This is a genomic window from Serinicoccus hydrothermalis (genome assembly GCF_001685415.1).
Lineage (GTDB): Bacteria > Actinomycetota > Actinomycetes > Actinomycetales > Dermatophilaceae > Ornithinicoccus > Ornithinicoccus hydrothermalis.
Map to the genome: position 1 here is coordinate 1,746,851 of NZ_CP014989.1, position 15,014 is coordinate 1,761,864.

General features: G+C 73.3%; 17 protein-coding genes. 12 read left to right on the forward strand and 5 right to left on the reverse strand.

Features of this window, described 5'->3' with window-relative positions; genetic code table 11:
- Nucleotides 1–9: 9 nt before the first annotated feature.
- Nucleotides 10–876, reverse strand: a complete 867-nt coding sequence (locus SGUI_RS08045; RefSeq protein WP_066638546.1) for a helix-turn-helix transcriptional regulator — start codon at nucleotides 874–876, stop codon at nucleotides 10–12.
- A 99-nt stretch (nucleotides 877–975) separates the two neighbouring features.
- On the opposite strand from SGUI_RS08045, the gene SGUI_RS17990 reads away from it, so the two are divergent.
- The 6 genes from SGUI_RS17990 (at nucleotide 976) to SGUI_RS08070 (ending at nucleotide 4,753) form a co-directional block, all read left to right on the forward strand.
- Nucleotides 976–1,890 carry an MFS transporter gene (locus SGUI_RS17990; RefSeq protein ID WP_237141478.1) on the forward strand — a complete coding sequence of 305 codons (915 nt, stop codon included), beginning with the start codon at nucleotides 976–978 and terminating at the stop codon, nucleotides 1,888–1,890.
- Nucleotides 1,887–2,462, forward strand: a complete 576-nt coding sequence (locus tag SGUI_RS17995; protein ID WP_237141479.1) for an MFS transporter — start codon at nucleotides 1,887–1,889, stop codon at nucleotides 2,460–2,462. The genes SGUI_RS17990 and SGUI_RS17995 overlap by 4 nt, the downstream gene beginning before the upstream one ends.
- The gene (locus tag SGUI_RS08055; RefSeq protein ID WP_066638550.1) at nucleotides 2,459–2,860 is read left to right on the forward strand and encodes a DUF2255 family protein; all 402 of its coding nucleotides are present in this window, start codon (nucleotides 2,459–2,461) and stop codon (nucleotides 2,858–2,860) included. Before SGUI_RS17995 ends, SGUI_RS08055 begins: the two co-directional genes overlap by 4 nt.
- 31 nt (nucleotides 2,861–2,891) lie before the next feature.
- Nucleotides 2,892–3,653 (forward strand): isocitrate lyase/PEP mutase family protein, encoded by a 762-nt coding sequence (locus SGUI_RS08060; RefSeq protein ID WP_066638552.1) that lies wholly within the window; start codon nucleotides 2,892–2,894, stop codon nucleotides 3,651–3,653.
- A gap of 72 nt (nucleotides 3,654–3,725) precedes the next feature.
- Nucleotides 3,726–4,082: an ArsR/SmtB family transcription factor gene (locus SGUI_RS08065; protein ID WP_157621774.1), complete on the forward strand. Its 357-nt coding sequence runs from the start codon at nucleotides 3,726–3,728 to the stop codon at nucleotides 4,080–4,082.
- Nucleotides 4,079–4,753 carry a cation diffusion facilitator family transporter gene (locus SGUI_RS08070; protein WP_066643035.1) on the forward strand — a complete coding sequence of 225 codons (675 nt, stop codon included), beginning with the start codon at nucleotides 4,079–4,081 and terminating at the stop codon, nucleotides 4,751–4,753. Before SGUI_RS08065 ends, SGUI_RS08070 begins: the two co-directional genes overlap by 4 nt.
- 12 nt (nucleotides 4,754–4,765) lie before the next feature.
- Here the strand turns inward: SGUI_RS08070 and SGUI_RS08075 are convergent, their stop codons facing one another.
- Together SGUI_RS08075 and SGUI_RS08080 are read right to left on the reverse strand one after the other, a co-directional pair.
- Entirely contained in the window at nucleotides 4,766–5,986 is a 1,221-nt protein-coding gene (locus tag SGUI_RS08075) for a type II toxin-antitoxin system HipA family toxin (protein ID WP_066638555.1), read from the reverse strand.
- Nucleotides 5,983–6,192: a type II toxin-antitoxin system Y4mF family antitoxin gene (locus SGUI_RS08080; RefSeq protein WP_066638556.1), complete on the reverse strand. Its 210-nt coding sequence runs from the start codon at nucleotides 6,190–6,192 to the stop codon at nucleotides 5,983–5,985. The genes SGUI_RS08075 and SGUI_RS08080 overlap by 4 nt, the downstream gene beginning before the upstream one ends.
- Nucleotides 6,193–6,459: 267 nt before the next feature.
- Here SGUI_RS08080 and SGUI_RS08085 point away from each other — a divergent pair, with 267 nt between their 5' ends.
- The gene (locus SGUI_RS08085) at nucleotides 6,460–7,293 is read left to right on the forward strand and encodes a patatin-like phospholipase family protein (protein WP_066643037.1); all 834 of its coding nucleotides are present in this window, start codon (nucleotides 6,460–6,462) and stop codon (nucleotides 7,291–7,293) included.
- A gap of 202 nt (nucleotides 7,294–7,495) precedes the next feature.
- Here the strand turns inward: SGUI_RS08085 and SGUI_RS08090 are convergent, their stop codons facing one another.
- Both SGUI_RS08090 and SGUI_RS08095 read right to left on the reverse strand, forming a co-directional pair.
- Nucleotides 7,496–8,164, reverse strand: a complete 669-nt coding sequence (locus SGUI_RS08090) for an alpha/beta fold hydrolase (protein WP_066638557.1) — start codon at nucleotides 8,162–8,164, stop codon at nucleotides 7,496–7,498.
- On the reverse strand, nucleotides 8,161–8,631 hold the full coding sequence (locus SGUI_RS08095; RefSeq protein WP_066638560.1) for a VOC family protein: 471 nt from the start codon (nucleotides 8,629–8,631) through the stop codon (nucleotides 8,161–8,163). The genes SGUI_RS08090 and SGUI_RS08095 overlap by 4 nt, the downstream gene beginning before the upstream one ends.
- A gap of 100 nt (nucleotides 8,632–8,731) precedes the next feature.
- Between SGUI_RS08095 and SGUI_RS08100 the strand changes: the two genes are divergently transcribed.
- The 5 genes from SGUI_RS08100 to SGUI_RS18275 all read left to right on the forward strand — a co-directional run bounded on the left by SGUI_RS08100 (nucleotide 8,732) and on the right by SGUI_RS18275 (nucleotide 14,818).
- Nucleotides 8,732–9,175: an OsmC family protein gene (locus tag SGUI_RS08100; protein ID WP_066638562.1), complete on the forward strand. Its 444-nt coding sequence runs from the start codon at nucleotides 8,732–8,734 to the stop codon at nucleotides 9,173–9,175.
- Between the two features lie 86 nt (nucleotides 9,176–9,261).
- A complete protein-coding gene (locus tag SGUI_RS08105) occupies nucleotides 9,262–10,098 on the forward strand; it encodes a crotonase/enoyl-CoA hydratase family protein (protein ID WP_083190573.1) in 837 nt (278 codons plus the stop codon).
- A 15-nt stretch (nucleotides 10,099–10,113) separates the two neighbouring features.
- Entirely contained in the window at nucleotides 10,114–11,505 is a 1,392-nt protein-coding gene (locus tag SGUI_RS08110; RefSeq protein WP_157621775.1) for a DUF2254 domain-containing protein, read from the forward strand.
- Nucleotides 11,502–12,341, forward strand: a complete 840-nt coding sequence (locus SGUI_RS08115; RefSeq protein ID WP_066638565.1) for a mechanosensitive ion channel family protein — start codon at nucleotides 11,502–11,504, stop codon at nucleotides 12,339–12,341. Before SGUI_RS08110 ends, SGUI_RS08115 begins: the two co-directional genes overlap by 4 nt.
- Before the next feature lie 44 nt (nucleotides 12,342–12,385).
- Nucleotides 12,386–14,818 carry an AAA family ATPase gene (locus tag SGUI_RS18275; RefSeq protein ID WP_066638567.1) on the forward strand — a complete coding sequence of 811 codons (2,433 nt, stop codon included), beginning with the start codon at nucleotides 12,386–12,388 and terminating at the stop codon, nucleotides 14,816–14,818.
- Nucleotides 14,819–15,014: the final 196 nt, after the last annotated feature.

Here is a 15,014-nt window from a genome sequence, read left to right on the forward strand (position 1 = left end):
TCGCCGACCTCAGTCCCCGGTCGGAACTGCGGCGGGGCGCATCGTCCAGCTGGCGAGCAGGGCGAGCTGCTCCGCCGCCGGGCTGTCCGGCGCCGCGGTGTAGACGTTGATCCGCTGGCCGCCGTCGCCGGGCAGCTCCATCGCCTCGAAGTCCAGGCTGATCTCGCCGACGAGGGGGTGCCGGAAGCGCTTGGTCCCGGTGCGGTGGTAGCGCACGTCGTGCCGCGCCCAGAGCTGCCGGAACGGCTCGCTGCGCGTGGACAGCTCCCCGATGAGGTCCTGCAGCACCTTGTCGTGGGCGTCCTTCCCGGCCTCGGCACGCAGGAAGGCCACCGCGTCGTGCTGGATCTTCTCGAAGTCGACGAAGAAGTCGGGCGCGGCCGGCGACAGGAAGACGAAGCGGGCGGTGTTGGGCATACCCTCGCCGGTCCACTCGTAGACCGGCGCGTAGAGCGCACGCCCCAGCTCGTTGCTCGCGAGCACGTCGAAACGCCCGTTGCGCAGGTAGGCCGGCACCGGCATGAGGTCGAGCATCCGCTGGATCGTCGGGCGGACGCGGGTCGGCGTGGGCCGCCGGCGCGAGGGGCGGCGCGTCGTCGCCGTCTGCACCAGGCGGTAGAGGTGGTCGCGCTCGGCGTCGTCGAGCTGCAACGCGTGGACCAGCCCCTCGAGCACGCCGTCGCTCACCGCGCCGACGTTGCCGCGCTCGAGCCGCGTGTAGTACTCCACGCTGATCCCGGCCAGCAGCGCGACCTCCTCGCGCCGCAGCCCGGTGACGCGACGGTGCGCGCCGTAGACGGGCAGCCCTGCCTGCTCGGGCGTGATCCTTGCCCGGCGGGTGGCGAGGAAGTCGCGGATGTCGTCCTTGGTGCTCACCCCTCCACGGTATGCCGGTGCGCCGGGCGTGCCAGGTCCTGGCGGTACCCCTCTCGTCCGGGTCTGCCACGCGCCCGCACCCGGCGGGAGGGTGGAGGCATGGCCACACCCCTCCCCCGACCGGACACCTCTTCCGTCCGCCCCTCTCCCCGACCGGACACCCCTTCCGTCCGCACCTCTCCCGACCCGACACCCTCGCAGAGCCGGGCGATCCTCGCGATCATCCTCGTGAGCTACTTCCTCATCCTGCTCGACAACGCGGTCGTCTTCACCGGCCTGCCGGCGATCGAGGCGGGCCTCGGACTGAGCGGGGCCGGACTGTCCTGGGTGCAGGACGCCTACACCCTGGTCTTCGGCGGGCTCCTGCTGCTCGGCGCGCGGCTCGGCGACCTGCTCGGACGCCGCCGCGTCTTCGTCGCCGGGCTCGCGATCTTCGTGCTCGCCTCGAGCCTCATCGGGCTGGCGCCGACCGGCACCTGGCTCATCGCGGCCCGGGCGCTGCAGGGCGTCGGCGCCGCGATCGTGGCGCCCTCGTCGCTGTCACTGCTCATGGCGAGCTTTCCCGAGGGCGAGGCGAGGTCGAGGGCCGTCGCCGCGTATGCCGCGACCGCCGGCATCGGCGCGAGCCTCGGGATGCTCGTGGGCGGGGCGGCCGCGAGCTGGGTCTCCTGGCGGGCCGGCTTCTTCATCAACCTGCCGATCGGCGCGGCGATGATCGCGCTCGCGCCCCGCTTCCTGCCGGAGACGCCCGTGCGCCGGGGCGCCTTCGACCTGCCCGGGGCCCTGCTCGCCACAGCAGGCACCGGCGCGGTGGTACTGGGCGTCATCGAGTCCGCCGGGCGCGGTTGGGACGACCCGCTGGTCCTCGGCTCGCTCGCGGTCGGCGCTGCGCTCGTCATGCTGCTCGTCGCGCACGAGCGGCGCGCCCCCGAGCCGATCCTGCCGCTGCGGCTCTTCGCCGACCGACGCCGCACGTCGGCATACCTCGCGCGCATGCTCTACTCGGCGCGATGATCGGCTTCTTCTACTTCACGACCCAGTTCCTGCAGGGCGTGCTCGGGTTCACCCCGCTGCAGGCCGGGCTCGGGTTCCTTCCGATGACCGTGGTCAACTTCGCCGTCGCGAGCGCGGTGCCGCGGCTGCTGCGACGCCTCGACCCGGGGGTGCTTCTGACGCTAGGCGTCGCGGTCACCCTCGCGGGCACGGGCTGGCTGTCGCTGGCCGAGCCGGGTGCGGGCTACCTGCTCCCCGTCGCCGCACCGATGGTGCTCGTGGGCGCCGGCCAGGGGCTGGCCTTCGCGCCGCTGACCTCCTTCGGCATCGTCGACGCGCCGGCGCAGGAGGCCGGCGCCGCCTCCGGCCTGGTCAACACCTTCCACCAGCTCGGTATGGCGCTGGGCCTGGCCGTCCTGGTGGCGCTCACCGCCTCGGTCGCCGAGCCGGTGGCCGAGTTCGGCCTCGCGCTGCGCGGTGCGACCGCCCTGCTGAGCCTGAGTCTGCTCGTCGTGCTGGCCGGGCTGCTCCCGGCGCACCGCGCGGCGCTGGCCACCACGCATACCCCGCAACACAGGAGGATCACGAGATGAGCACCACGGACCAGGGCTGGAGCCCGCAGGACCTCGACCGGATCGGCGGTGCCGAGGAGCTGGAGCTGGCGACACGGCGCGACGACGGGTCACTGTCGACGTTCACGATCATGTGGGTGGTGCGCGCGGGCGACGACCTCTACGTCCGCTCGGCGCGCGGCCCGGCGGGCGCGTGGTGGCGGCGGGCGCTGCGCCACGGCGAGGGCGTCGTGCGTGCCGGTGGCGGCGAGCGCGAGGTGACCTTCGAGCACCTGGCGGCCGGCAACGCGGCCCATCCGGCGATCGACGCGGCCTACCACGCGAAGTACGACCGCTACGGCCCGCGCATCGTCGGCAGCGTGGTCGGCCCGTCTGCCGCCCAGGTCACGCTCCGGCTGCTGCCGGCCGATCGGGGCTGAGCGCGCGGCTGTCCTCTGACATGCTCGCAGGATGAGCGACATCGCGAGCAAGGCCACCGAACTCCTCCGGCTGCACCACACCGGCGAGACCCTCGTGCTGCCCACCGTGTGGGATGCCTGGTCCGCCCGGGCGGTCGCCGACGCCGGCTTCCCGGCGCTGAGCATCGGCAGCCACCCGGTCGCCGACTCGCGCGGGCAGCAGGACAACGAGGGGATGACGCTCGACGACGCCCTGGACAGCGTCCGGCGCATCGCCGCCGCGGTCGACATCCCGGTCACGGCTGACGTGGAGTCCGGCTACGACACCCCCGCGGTCGAGCTGGTGGGGCGGGTGCTCGACGCCGGCGCGGTCGGGATCAACGTCGAGGACACGGTGCACAGCGAGGGCCGGCTGCGCGAGGTCGCCGAGCACGCCGACTACATCGCGGCGCTGCGGACGGCGGCGGACGAGGCCGGTGTCGAGCTCGTCATCAACGCGCGCACCGACGCCTTCATGGGCGCGGTGGTGGAGTATGCCGACCCGCTCGCCGAGGCGGTCACCCGGCTGCGCGCGTGCGAGGAGGCCGGCGCCCGCTGCGTCTACCCAGTCCGGGTGCCCGACGCCCGCTCGCTGGAGACGCTCCTCGCCGAGCTGCACGGCCCGGTCAACATCACGGCCCACCCGGTCGACGGCGCACCCTCGGGGTCGATGGACGAGCTGCGTGCGGCCGGCGTCCACCGCGTCACCTTCGGGCCGCTGCTCCAGGCGAGCCTCGGCGAGAGGCTCACCGAGCTGGTGCGCGGCTGGCGCTGAGCGCCTCCCGCGACCTCGGGCGACGGTCATCGTCCAACCCCGCTATCATCGGCGCATACCGATAAAAGAAGGATGATGACCACCGCCTCCCTCGCGCCCACCGACGCCTCGGTCGCCGCCGCGGCGCTGTTCCACGGACTGAGCGACCCGTCGCGGGTCTCGATCCTGCGCCACCTGCTCCTGGGGGAGCACAACGTCCGCGAGCTCACCGACCACCTGGGCCTCGCACAGTCGACCGTGTCCGGGCACCTCGCCTGCCTGCGCGGCTGCGGCCTCGTGACCTCCCGCACCGTCGGCCGCTCCTCGCGGTTCAGCGTCACCGACCCCACCCTGGTGAATGCCCTCTTCGCCGCGACCGAGGACGTCCTCGCGGTGACCGGCGAGGCCGTGGTGCTGTGCCCGTCGAGCGGGCCGGGAGCCACCCCGTGACCTCGCTGGAGCTGCTCACCCCCGGCGCCGCCGCGCGACGGCGCACGCTGCAGCGGCGGGCCAGACTGCTCGCCCTGGCCTCGGTGGTCTACAACGTCGTCGAGGCGGTCGTGGCGGTCGCCGCGGGGCTGGTCGCGGGATCCGTCGCCCTCGTCGGCTTCGGGCTGGACTCCGTGGTCGAGGTGAGCAGCGGGCTCATCGTGCTGTGGCAGTTCAGCCACCGGCTCCCCGAGGAGCGCGAGCGGCAGGCCCTGCGGATGATGGCCATCGCCTTCTTCGCCCTGGCCACCCTCGTCTCGGTGGAGTCGGTGCGGGCGCTGGTCTCGGGGCGCGAGGCGGAGACCTCGCTGGTGGGGATCGGCATCGCGGTCGCCTCCCTCGTCATCATGCCGGTCCTCTCCTGGGCGCAGCGCCGGACCGGCCGGGCGCTCGGCTCCAACGCCGTGGTCGCCGACGGCACCCAGACCCTGCTGTGCACCTACCTGTCCGCCGTGCTGCTCGTCGGGCTGCTGCTCAACGCGACGCTCGGCTGGTCCTGGGCCGACCCGCTGGCCGGGCTGGTCATCGCCGGCATCGCCCTGCGCGAGGGGATCCTCGCCTGGCAGGGCAAGGGCTGCTGCGCCTCGTCGGGTGGCGGGTGCGGCTGCTCCGGCGGCACCTGCAGCTGCTGAGCAGCGCGCCGCTCAGGCGCCGAGGTCGCGGCGACGTCGGCGCAGCGTCCGCACCAGGTCGCCACGGCGCCTCGGGTCGAGGCCGATCGCGCCTGCCTCCACCTCGTCGACGACCTGCTCCGTGACGAGGAGCACGTCGTCCAGACTCCGGGTGGCCGCCCGCTCGGGCAGCCTGACGGTCTCCGCGAACTCGAGGAAGGCCTTGCGGGTCAGGTTCTCGCGGCGTCCTGCGAGGGGCAGTGCCGCCGTGGGGTCGCCGTAGGGCACGGTGCTGGGCACGTCATACATCGGCGACACCCGCCACTCACCGGAGCGCTGGAGGACGGAGAGGTTCTTGGCGTGCAGGTCGCCGTTGCCGGTCGCCCAGGCGTAGGCGAGCTGGGTGAAGACGGCCCGGAGCGCGACGGGGCGGGCAGCGGTGACCGCGGCGACGCCGCGCGCGAGCGTCTCGCTGGTCGTGGCGTACTTGTCGGCGGGGTAGAGCCCCAGGAGCTGGGCGCCGTCCTCGACCGCCAGCCGCCGCATCTCCCCGGTCGGCGTCACCTCGCGGTCGAACCGCTCGACGAGCAGCGCCGGTCGCTCGTGGCGGTCGTGCACCACCCGCGCGCTCGCCACCGGGTGACGCAGCCGTCGGGCCAGACCGAGGAAGTAGGCCTCGTTCGCGACGACGTGCGGGAACTCGGGAACCTCGAACTTGAGCAGGTAGCCGCGGCCGTCGTGGACCAGGGGAAGGCTGAGCATCCGCCCCGACACCTTGTCCTGCACCCCCGCCAGCGCGCTGGGGTCCCCCACCCCGGCCTGCTCCAGGAGGTCGGAGAAGTCGAGCTCGGCGAAGCTCGCCGTGGAGGACGTCGTGGCGACCACAGGTTCGCCGACGTCGGGCGCCCACCCCTCGGGCAGCACCCGCACGTCGCCCACCGGGTCCGCGCCGACGGCCAGCAGCAACGACATGTCGTCGTCGGCACTCGTCTTGACCGACCGTCGCAGTGCCGTGAGCCTGCGACCCTCGGGCAGCAGGTTGGCGAAGAACGGCGGCACGGCGCCGCCCGCTCGGACCACAGGCTCGTCCGTCAGCGGCAGCGTGGTCGCGACCGGGGGTCCGCCCTCCTCCAGGTATGCCTGGTCGTAGCGGAAGGTCACCGTGCCGTCGGCACGCTCCAGGGTCGCCGCCGGGCGGCCCGCCTTGAGCACCTGTGCCCGCCGGACGTCGCGGGGGTCGATCGCCTGCCTCACGGGCGGGACGCACCCGCGGATCGGACCTGCACGAGGAGCTCGAGACCGAGCACGTCGAGCACCCGCTGCAGCAGGTCCAGCCGCACCGACGGCTTGCCCGACTCGAGCTCGCGGACGAAGCGCTCCGAGACCCCGGCGAGGTCGGCCACGTCGGCCTGGCGAAGCCCCAGCGCACGGCGTCGTTCCACCATCACGGCCGCATCCATGTCCCACCTCCGACCGGCACGATCCTGCCGGTTGGGCCAGCATGGCACGATTCTTGACGACTCACCACCCTGATCGGCAAAAGAATGCCGATGAGACCGTCTCAGGGGCGTGAACCGACCATCGACGCCTCGACCGGCATGATCGTGCCGGTCTGCGTCGGTCCCTGGGTCGGACGACGGGCGCGTCAGCACCTTAAGGTGACGTGCGTGGAGCAGCAGCCTCGATCCCTGGTGAGCGACACGGCCCTGGTCTTCGAGGGCGGCGGGATGCGGGCGTCATACACCTCGGGGTTGGTCGTGACCCTGCTCGAGGCGGGCATCGACCTCGGCTGGGTGGGCGGGATCTCGGCCGGCGCGAGCAACACCTGCAACACCCTGTCGCGCGACGCGTGGCGCGCGCGTCAGAGCTTCACCGACTTCGCCGCGGATCCGCGCTTCGGGGACTGGCGCAGCTTCGCCCGGGGCCGTGGGTGGTTCGACGCAGAGTACATCTACGAGCAGACCTCGCTGCCGGACCAGGCGCTGCCCTTCGACTTCGAGACCTTCCTCGCGCACCCGGCGAAGGTGCGGATCGGCGCCTTCGACGCGCTCAGCGGGGAGCAGGTCTACTGGGGCAGGGACGATCTCGCGACGATGCGCGACCTCATGGTCCGGGTCCGGGCGTCGTCGACGATGCCGGTCGTCATGCCGCCGGTGACGATCGACGGGCGGGTCTACGTCGACGGCGCGCTCGGGCCGTCCGGGGGCATACCGCTGGACGCGGCGCGGGCCGACGGCTTAGAGAAGTTCCTCGTCGTGCTGACGCAGGAGCGCGGCTACGTCAAGGGGCGCCAGCGGGGGCAGGGCTTCCTGCGGCGGCACTTCCGGCGCTTCCCCGCCGTGCCGGACGCGATGGCGCTGCGGGCCGACCGCTACAACGCGGTGCGGGAGGAGCTGTGGGAGCTCGAGGCGAGCGGGGCGGCATACCCCTTCGTGCCGGAACGGATGCCCGTCGGCAACGGCGAGCGCGACATCACCAAGCTGCGCGCCAGCTACGACGCCGGCCTCGCGCAGGCCCGCCGCGAGCTCCCCGCGATCCGCGACTTCCTCGGCCTCGCCTGACCCCGACCGGCCGCACGGTTTGCGTCGACCGGCCGCACGGTTTGCGGCGCACCGACCGCACGGTTTGCGCACACCGGCCGCACGATTTGATCCTCCGAAGCAAAGTGCGCGGCCAGTCGACACAAAGTGCGCGGTCGGTCAGACCAAAGTGCGCGGCCAGTCGACACAAAGTGCGCGGCCGGTCCGTTGCTCGAGGGTCGGGTCAGGTGTCCAGGAAGTCTCGGAGGAGGTCGACGAGGGCGGCGGGGGCGACCTCGTTGAGCGCGTGGCCGGCGCCGTCCACGATGCGCAGTCGCGCCCCCGGTATGCCGTCGGCCAGCGCCCGCGCACCCGGCTGGCTGGTCTTGTCCTTCGCGCCCACGAGCACGAGGGTCGGCGCCTGCACCTGGGGTAGGGCGTCGGTGAGGTCGGCCGCGCGCGTCACCTCCATCGCCTGCAGCAGCCGCTCCTTGGAGACGCCCGCCTCGGCCAGCCGGGAGGCGGGCATGAGCTTGAGCGCGGCGCCCTGGACGCGCAGGGCCATGCGCGGCGGGCGCACCTGGCCTCCGATGAGCACGAGCCGGCGCACCCGCTCGGGGAAGTCCGCCGCGAGCCGCGTGGCCACCATCGCGCCGTAGGACAGCCCGCACAGGTCGACCTGCTGCATCCCCTCGAGCATGAGCTGCTGGTCCAGCGCCGCGGCGGAGTCGGCGAGCGGAACCACCTGCTTCTCGGTCGGTCGCAGGCCCGGCACCCACGGCGTGAGCAGCCGCCGGCTGCCGTAGAGCGAGACGACGACGTCCTCCCACGCCATCGGCGCCTGGCCCTCCGCGTGCAGCAGCACCAGGGGCGTCGGGTCGACCGCGCCGGACTCCTGCGGCTCCTCGCTCATCGCTCGTCCGCCGCGGCCTGGTCGTCGGCGGCCTGGGCGGCGGCCGCGTCACCGGCGGCCTCCCGCTCCTCCTCCGCCTTGCTCTCGGGCTCCTTGTGCTCGGGCTCCTCGGCGTCCTCGCCCTCCCCCGTCCCGTGCGGGTCGCTGACGCAGAACTCGTTGCCCGCCGGGTCGACCATGACGGTCCAGCCGAAGTCGTCCACGTCGTGGGTCCGCACCACGTCGGCACCGAGCTCCACGAGCCGCGCGACCTCCGGGGCACGCTCGCCGCCGGACAGGTCGAGGTGGATCCGGTTCTTGCCGGGCGAGACCTCGTCCACCCGCTGCAGCCCGATCGCCGGCTCGCCCTTGAGCACGACGAAGTCGTCCCAGTCGAAGGCCACCTCCGTGCGGAGCGCCTGGGTCCAGAACTCGACCATCGGCTTCAGGTCGTCGCAGTCGATCGTCACCATGTGCACGCTCAGCATGCGCCCATCGTGTCAGGTCGCGCCCGTGGTCCGTCGGAATGCCTCGGCACCGCTCCCCGTTGACGCCCATAACAGCTGAATCCGACGAAAGGACGTCACCGTGCCCACTCGTTCCGCCCGCACCGCCTGGACCGGCTCCCTGCAGGACGGCTCCGGCAAGGTCGAGCTCACCAGCTCCCAGCTCGCCACCTACGACGTCTCCTTCCCGACGCGCAGCGCCGACTCCGCCGACGGCAACACCTCCCCCGAGGAGCTCATCGCCGCGGCGCACTCCGCCTGCTACGCGATGCAGCTGTCCGCGTTCGTCGCCGAGGCCGGCGGCACGCCGCAGGCGCTGGACGTCTCGGCCGACGTCTCGCTCGGCGAGGACCCCTCGGACGGCGGTTTCAAGCTCACCGGGATCACGCTCACCGTTCGCGGTGAGGTCGACGGTATCGACGAGGCCGCCTTCCAGAAGGCCGCCGAGGACGCCAAGGCCGGCTGCCCGGTCAGCAAGGCGCTCACCGGCGTCGAGATCACCCTGGACGCCGCGCTGGAGTCCTGAGCCCCTCCTCGACCGGACACCCCTTCCGTCCGTCCTCACGCCGGACGGAAGGGGTGTCCGGTCGGGGGTCTGGGATGCTGCGAGGTATGCCGACCCACCAGCGCAGCGGGCACGTCGCCGTCGACCGGGGCCCGGACGGCGTCGCGCACGTCCGCCTCTCCCGGCCGGACAAGCTCAACGCCCTCACCCTGGCCATGCTCGACGACCTCGTCGGTGCCGCGCGCAGCCTCGGCCGCGACGAGGGCGTCCGTGCCGTCGTGCTCACCGGGGAGGGCCCGGCCTTCTGCGCCGGGCTCGACCTGCACGCCGCCCTCACCGACCCGGTCGGCATCGGCACCCGCTTCCTGCCCCGGCCCTGGCGCGGCACCAACATCTTCCAGGAGGCCTGCTGGGCCTGGCGCCGGCTGCCCGTGCCGGTCGTGGCCGCGGTCCACGGGCACTGCCTCGGCGCAGGCATCCAGCTCGCGCTCGGCGCCGACCTGCGCACCTCCACCCCTGACGCGTCCTGGTCGGTCCGCGAGGTGCGCTGGGGGCTCGTGCCCGACATGACCGGCATCCGCTCGCTCGCCGAGCTCGTCGGCGTCGACGTCGCCAAGGAGCTCACCCTCAGCGGCCGGCTCGTCCCCGGCGGCGAGGCCCACGAGATGGGCCTGGTCACCCGCACCGGCACCGACCCGGTCGCCGAGGCCCGCACCCTGCTCGAGCCGATGCTCGGACACGACCGCACGGCCCTGGCCCGCGCCAAGCGGCTCTTCACCACCTCCTGGCACTCCTCCCCGCGGGCCACCTTCGCCCGCGAGCGCCGTGCCCAGCTCGGGCTGCTCGCCCGCCTCGCGGGCGACCGCAGCGGCCTCCCCGGCGGCACCCGACCCACGACCAGCGGCGAAGGTGCCGGTCGAGGTGCGGCCGGGCATACCCCCTGACAGGCTGTGGCGACCATGAGCGAGGCGAACCAGCGCGACTCCCGGCGCGAGGACACCGATGAGCTCGACGACGTCGGCGTCCTGCCGCGGACCCGCAGCATCACCCGGTGGGACCGGTTCTGGCGACCGTTCTGGATGCTGCCGACGGTCATCGTCGTGCTCGCCACGGTGACCGGCGCGCTGCTGCCGGAGTGGGAGAAGACCTTCGACGAGCACCTGCCGTTCGTCTTCCAGGGCGGCCCGGGCGGCGCGCGCGACATGCTCGGCAACATCGCCGGGGCGATGATCTCGGTGACCGGCCTCGTCTTCTCGATCACGATGGTCGTGGTGCAGCTCGCGAGCAGCCAGTTCAGCCCGCGCGTGCTCAGCGACTTCCTCTCCAGCCGGATCACGCAGGCGACGCTGGGCATCTTCGCCGCGACCTTCACGTATGCCCTCACCGTGCTGCGGTCGGTGCGCGGCGACACGGGCGACATCACCGCCTTCGTGCCGCAGATCTCGATCACGCTCGGCTTCCTGCTGGTGCTGGCGAGCGTGGCGATGTTCCTCGCGTTCATCCACCACATCACGACCTCGATCCAGGTCTCCTCGATCGTGTCCCACCTCGGGGAGTCGACGATGGCGATCGCCGACCGCTACTTCCCCCGCTCGGACGACCCGACCGCGCAGCGCCGCGACGCGCGGTGGGACGAGCCGGAGCAGCAGGCGCCGCTGACCGTCGAATCGCAGGAGCACGGCTACGTCGTCGAGATCGACCACCGCTCGCTCGTGAGCTGGGCGACCAAGCGCGACGCCGTCGTGCAGGTGCTCACCCCGGTCGGGCGCTACGTCACCGAGGGCGCGCCGGCGCTGCGCGTCTGGGGCCTCGACGTGCCCGGAGCGCCGGTCACCGTCGCCGAGCACCGCGACGACCAGGAGGAGCTCGAGTCCGAGCTCGACCTCGCGACGCTGCGCCGGGCGGTCGCCGTCGAGCAGGACCGCGCCTTCAACCAGGACCCGGCGGTCGGCATACGCAAGCTCGTCGACATCGCCGAGCGGGCGCTGAGCCCGGGCATCAACGACCCGACGACCGCGAGCCAGGTCATGGACGAGATCCACCGGATCCTGCGGCGGGTGGTCACCCGCCGCAACCTGCCGCGGGCGGTGCGGCGCGAGGGCGTGGTGCGGCTCGTGCATACGCCGCAGCGGGTCGAGGAGCTCATCGACCTCTCGCTGGAGGAGGTCCTGCACTACGCGGAGAACTCGCTGCAGGTGCCGCGGCAGGTCCTCTTCATCATCGAGCGGCTGCGGCCGGTGGCGCTGCCGGAGTATGCCGAGGCGCTGGACCACTGGGAGCGCGTCGCCCGGCAGATCGTGCGGCGGGCCCGCGCCGAGGACGAGGCGGCGCCGACGGAGCAGCGCGCGTGAGCCTGCCGGAGATCACCTGGAAAGGCGTCGCCGTCGCGGCGGCGGTGCTCGTCGGGTCGGTGCTGCTGGGCCAGGTGGTGCGGATGGCCTTCGGCCGGGCGCTGCGCTGGCGGGGCCGCAGCGAGGAGTCGGCGCAGGTCTTCGGGCGGCTGCTCGGCTGGGTCGTCGTGGCGCTCGGGATCGGGATCGCGCTGACCGTGCTCTTCCCCAGCGTGCGGCCGGTCAACATCCTCGGCGGCGTCGGGATCGTCTCGATCGCGGCGGGCATCGCCTTCCAGACGGTGCTGGGCAACCTCTTCGCCGGCATCGTCATCCTGGCGCGCGACCGGATCCAGGTCGGCGACCAGATCGCGCTGCTGGAGCAGGCGGGCACGGTCGTGGAGATGCGGCTGAGCTCGACCTCGGTGCGGACCTTCGACGGGCGGCTCGTGCTCGTGCCCAACGGCGTGCTGCACAGCAACCTGGTCACGGTGCAGACCGGCTACGAGCACGTGCGCAGCTCGATCACCATCGAGCTCGCGGACGACGACGACCTCGCCCGCGCGCAGGACCTGGCGGTGAGCACGATGCGTGCGCTGCCGCAGGTGCTCGACGAGCCGGCACCGGAGGCATTCTTCACCGCCGTCGGCACCAAGGCGGTCGTGCTCGAGCTGCGGTTCTGGTCCGGCGCCCGCCAGCTCGAGACCAAGGAGGCGACCGACGCGGTGATCCAGGCCGTGCTCGGGGCCTTCGCCGACGCCGGGATCGAGACGACGTCCGACGCGGTGACGGTCGACGCCGGGCCGCGGCTGCAGCGGACGCTGCGCGAGACCTTCGGCGAGCAGGGGCCCGCCTGACCGGCGCGGTCGGGCTGGCGAGCCCCCGGCATACCCTGACCGGCATGGACGGTCGGGTCGAGGTCTGGGGAGCGCGGCTGCACAACCTGCGCGACGTCGACGTCAGCCTCCCCCGCGGCGCGCTCGTCGCGGTGACCGGGGTGAGCGGGTCGGGCAAGTCGAGCCTGGCCTTCGGCACGATCCACGGGGAGTCGCAGCGGCGCTACCTCGACTCCGTCGCGCCGTATGCCCGTCGCCTCCTGCACGGCGCGCTCGACCCACAGGTGCGCGACGTGGGCGGGCTGCCGCCGACGGTCGCGCTGGAGCAGGGCCGAGGGGCGGGCGGCGCGCGGTCGACCGTCGGCACGGTGACCACGACCGGGGCGACGCTCCGGATGCTGCTGAGCCGGTGCGGGGCATACCCCGAGGGCGCGGAGCGGCTCGACTCCGACCACTTCTCGGCGAACACGGCACAGGGTGCGTGCCCGCGCTGCGGCGGGCTGGGGGTGGAGCACGAGCCGACCGAGGCCTCGATGGTGCCGGACGACTCGCTCTCGATCGCGGAGGGCGCGATCGCGGCGTGGCCGGGGGCGTGGCTGGGCAAGAACTACCGCGACATCGTCGCCACGCTCGGGCACGACATCGACGCGCCGTGGCGCGAGCTGCCCGCAGCGACGCGGGAGTGGATCCTCTTCACCGACGAGCAGCCGGTGGTCACGGTGGTGCCGGTGCGCGACGCGGAGCGGATCAACCGGCCCTACCAGGGCACGTTCTCCTCGGCGGCGCGGTATGTCCGGCGCACGCTCGCGGAGACGAAGAGCGCGACGTCGCGGCGGCGGATGCTGCGGTTCGTCGAGACGCGGCCGTGCCCGGAGTGCGGTGGGCGGCGGCTGCGGCCGGACGCGCTGGCGGTGACGTGGCAGGGGCTGGCGATCGACGAGGCGGCGGCGCTGCCGGTGGACGCTTTGGTGTCGGTGCTGCGGGAGCGGCGCGGGGAGCTCCAGGGCGAGGACGCCCAGGCGCAGGCGGAGCAGGTGCTGGTGGAGGACCTGCTGGGGCGGCTGGAGCTGCTGCTCGACCTGGGGCTGGGTCACCTGTCGCTGGACCGGCCGGCGGCGGGGGTGTCCTCGGGCGAGCTGCAGCGGCTGCGGCTGGCGACGGCGCTGAGGTCGGGGCTCTTCGGGGTGGTCTATGTGCTCGACGAGCCGTCGGCCGGGCTGCACCCGCGCGACGTCGACCAGCTGATGCGGCTGCTGCGTGCGCTCGTGGCGGCGGGCAACACGGTCGTGGTGGTCGAGCACGACATGGCGGTGGTGCGGCAGTGCGACTGGGTGGTCGACGTCGGGCCGGGCGCCGGGCGCGACGGCGGGGAGGTGCTGTGGTCCGGGCCGGTCGCGGGGCTGGCCGGGGCGGAGGAGTCGCCGACGGCGGCGTACCTGGACGACCCGGTGCACCTTGCTGAGGTGCTGGGCGAAGATGCCCCGGCCGGTGGGCGGGAGCCGTCCGGGGCGTTGGAGCTGCGCGGGTTGCGGCGGTATACCGTGCGGGGCGTCGACCTCGACCTGCCGCTCGGGGTCGTCACCGTGGTGACGGGGGTGTCCGGGTCGGGCAAGACGAGCCTGCTCGACGCGGTGCACGACGTGGTCGGGGCGCAGCTCGCGAGGGTGGAGGATCTCGAGGAGGCGGTCGAGGCGGAGGGGGACGACGAGGGGTTCGACGAGGGCGAGGACGATGCCTCGGCGGGATCGGTGCGAGCCGTGGGCGCGGGGGCTCCCCGGCGGGTCGTGCGGATCACGCAGAAGCCGATCGGCCGGTCGCCGCGGTCGACGCTGGCCACCTACACCGGGCTGTGGGACGCGGTGCGCAGGACGTTCGCCGCGACGCCGGAGGCGCGGGAGCGCGGCTTCACCGCCTCCCGGTTCAGCTTCAACACGAAGGTCGGCCAGTGCCCGACGTGCGGCGGCGAGGGCGCGGTGGCCGTCGAGCTCCTCTTCCTACCCGGCACGTATGCCCCGTGCCCCACCTGCCACGGCGACCGGTTCGGCCCGGAGACGCTGGAGGTCCGGTGGCAGGGGCACACCGTCGCGGACCTGCTGCGGATGAGCGTGCGCGAGGCGCGAGAGGTCCTGGCCGAGGTGCCGGCGGCGGCACGGGCGTTGCAAGCGTTGGATGCCCTGGGGCTGGGATACCTGCAGCTCGGGCAGTCGGCCACCGAGCTCTCCGGCGGCGAAGCGCAGCGGATCAAGCTCGCGACCGAGCTGCAGAAGCAGCGCCGCAGCGCCACGCTCTACCTCTTCGACGAGCCGACCACCGGCCTGCACCCCGCCGACGTGCACCGGCTCCTGGCGCAGCTGCACGCGCTGGCCGACCACGGGCATACCGTCGTGGTGGCCGAGCACGACCCGGTGGCTGTGGCGACGGCAGACGTAGTGGTCGAGCTGGGGCCGGGTGCTGGGGATGAAGGCGGCCGAATCGTGGCGGTCCGTGGGCGGACGTGACATCACTGTCATGCCGAGTTGCGGACGCCTTCACATCCGCAGCCGTATGCCTACGGCCACTCGAATGCACCACTCGTGCCCAGATGTGCTCCCAGGGAGCGTGTGTAGCGCCGTGGGCCACCCGGCGCGCCCCCCAAGGAGCCGGCCACGACATGACGCGCCTCCGAACAGTCCCGTCGACAGATTGATAGGTTCG